This is a genomic window from Lentzea indica (assembly GCF_012184385.1).
In the GTDB taxonomy this organism is placed as follows: domain Bacteria; phylum Actinomycetota; class Actinomycetes; order Mycobacteriales; family Pseudonocardiaceae; genus Lentzea; species Lentzea indica.
Map to the genome: position 1 here is coordinate 1 of NZ_VSRL01000492.1, position 2,275 is coordinate 2,275.

At 68.4% G+C, this 2,275-nt stretch carries 2 protein-coding genes; both read right to left on the reverse strand.

Annotated elements, in window-relative coordinates; all coding sequences use genetic code 11:
• Positions 1-195: 195 nt before the first annotated feature.
• Positions 196-1,059: a neutral zinc metallopeptidase gene (locus FXN61_RS48870; RefSeq protein WP_312878588.1), complete on the reverse strand. Its 864-nt coding sequence runs from the start codon at positions 1,057-1,059 to the stop codon at positions 196-198.
• A gap of 42 nt (positions 1,060-1,101) precedes the next feature.
• Positions 1,102-2,275, reverse strand: a 1,174-nt coding sequence (locus FXN61_RS48875) for a neutral zinc metallopeptidase (protein WP_312878589.1), incomplete at its 5' end; no start/stop codon positions are given.

Genomic DNA, 2,275 nt, shown 5'->3' on the forward strand with positions numbered 1-2,275 from the left:
TCACGAGTCGCACGGAGGCAGCCACACCCGAGGGGATAGGTCAAGTCGACGAAAAGCGTGTCGACTTGACCTATCCCCTCGGGCGCGGCACAACGCGTCGGTACGACTCGTGACGGGACCACCCCACCCGCGTTGTGTGTGAAAGCGGGGCTCGGCTGCGCCGTCGCCGCTTGCCTGCGGCTTCGCGGGGTGGGGCTAGGCGACTTGTTGTGCTGGGGCTGCGAAGGTGTTGCAGGCTTTTGTCGAGTTCGACTTGAAGCCTGTTGTTGCCCATTGCGCCTGGTTTGCTGCTGTGCCGTGCGCGTTGTTCTCGGGCTTTTCCTCGATGGCGTACTGGAAGTCTTCCTGCGCCTGGCGTGCCAGGTTGGAGGTCACGGAGCCTCGGCCGGATGCGCTGGTCAGGAACATTCCGGCGAAGCAGTTCGCCTGCAGTTCCAGTCGGCGGCTCATTTCCAGGCCGGCCGGGGTTTTCTCGCCCGCGTCGGTGATCTTCAGGTCCGCTGCCCGCAGCAAGCCTGTCAGGGCCTGGACGTGGTGGCCGTACTCGTGGGCGAGCGTGGCCAGGTGGGTGGCTGGGGCGTCGCCGCCGCCGTTCTCACGCAGGCGGCTGGTGGGCATGTAGATCGTGCGGTTGCGGCCGCAGTAGTAGGCCACTGCGTGGTCTGACTCGGGGGCGGCGCCGCAGGGGCCGTCCTTCAGCTCTGGGGACGCGTCCAGTGAGGGCTTCTCGAAGGGCATGTTCGCCGAGGTCAGCTGTGGGCTCCACGCGGCGTTCAGGCATTGCACGCCTGCCGCGTAGTAGGCGGCCAGTTGTTGGTCGGAGACTCCGAACTGGGGCAGCGCGCACGTCACCTGGGGCAGTGACACCGGGGTGACCAGGAAGGGGTGGTCTGCCAGGCGGTAGACGGCTCGGGGGCGGACCGGGGTCGAGGGCTCGGTCGACTGGGCCGGGGCCTGGCGGGAGCCTGCCAGGGCGTGGCCGGTCACCAGTCTGGGGCGGCTCAGTTGACCGATTCCGAGGACGAACGCGACCACCAGCACGAACACTCCCGCGAGCACGACCGGGTTGTTGTTGGCTGGTTGGGTCACGTTTACCCCTTTCTAGGAGACAGAACCCGGGTCTGCGGCCCAGGTGTTGCACTCCGACGCCTTGTTCGACTTGTAGCCGCGGTCTACCCAAGTCGCGTTGTTCTGCGGTGTGCCGTGGTCCTTCGTCGGGTAGATGTCGTAGTCGCCTCGGTTGCCCGCGTCGGACAGGCCGACTCGGATCACGTCCATCGGTACCGCGCCGTGTGACAACGGGGCCAGGGACATGCCGCCGAAGCAGGTGGCTTGCAGCTCCATCCGGCGGTTCAGGTCGAGGCCCTTCGGAGTATCCCACCCTCCCGCGTCGTACTGCGCGCGGTCCGAGGCTTTCAGCATTCCGGTGAGCCACTGGATGTGGTGGCCGTACTCGTGGGCCAGCTGGCCGAGGTACTTGCCGGGGTGGTTCGGGTTGTTCGGGTTGCGCTCGGCGGCGTAGGCGTTCGCCGTCCAGTAGATGCCGCCCTGGCAGTAACGCGCGGTCGAGTCCGGGCGGACGGTGCCGCACGGGTACTGCACGGTTTCGGTGACGATGTGCAGCTCAACGGGCTGGTACGGGAGGTTCGCGGCCTGGAGCGCGGGCTTCCACATGCTTTCGATGCACGGCAGTGCCGCGCGCAAGAAGCGGTCCTGGCCGGCCGGGGAGTAGTCCATGGCCGGGAGCCCGCAGCCGTTGATCGTGTTCGCGCCGAAGTTCGCCTTCAGGAACGGGTGGTCGGCCAGCGCGTAGACGGCCTTCGGGCCTGCCGGGGTCGCCGGGGAGGAGGACGGGGTGCGGGACGCCGACGGGCGTGACGGGGTGGTCGTCGTGGTCGTGGCGTCCGACGTGGTGGGGTTGGTGAGGGTCGGGCTGTAGGTCGTGTAGTTCGAGTAGCCCGCGTCCTTCACCTTGTTGTTCAAGGTCGCCGCGAAGACGCCGATCGCGCCCAGGCCGAGGATCACCACGCCGCCGAGGATCAGGGCGATCATCGGGCCGTTGCTCTTGCGGCGCGGCGGTGGCATCAGCGGGTACGGCGCGTAGCCGCTGGGAGGTGCGCCCCACGACGGCTGCGGGGGTGGCATCACCGGGCCCGGTGGGGGCGGCGGTGGACCGTACTGGCCGTACTGGCCCGGCGGCGGGCCCTGTTCGGCGTGGCGGCGGTGGTGCTGGCGTTGTGGGGCTGGTGGGAACTGCGGTCGTCCCAGCCGTTGG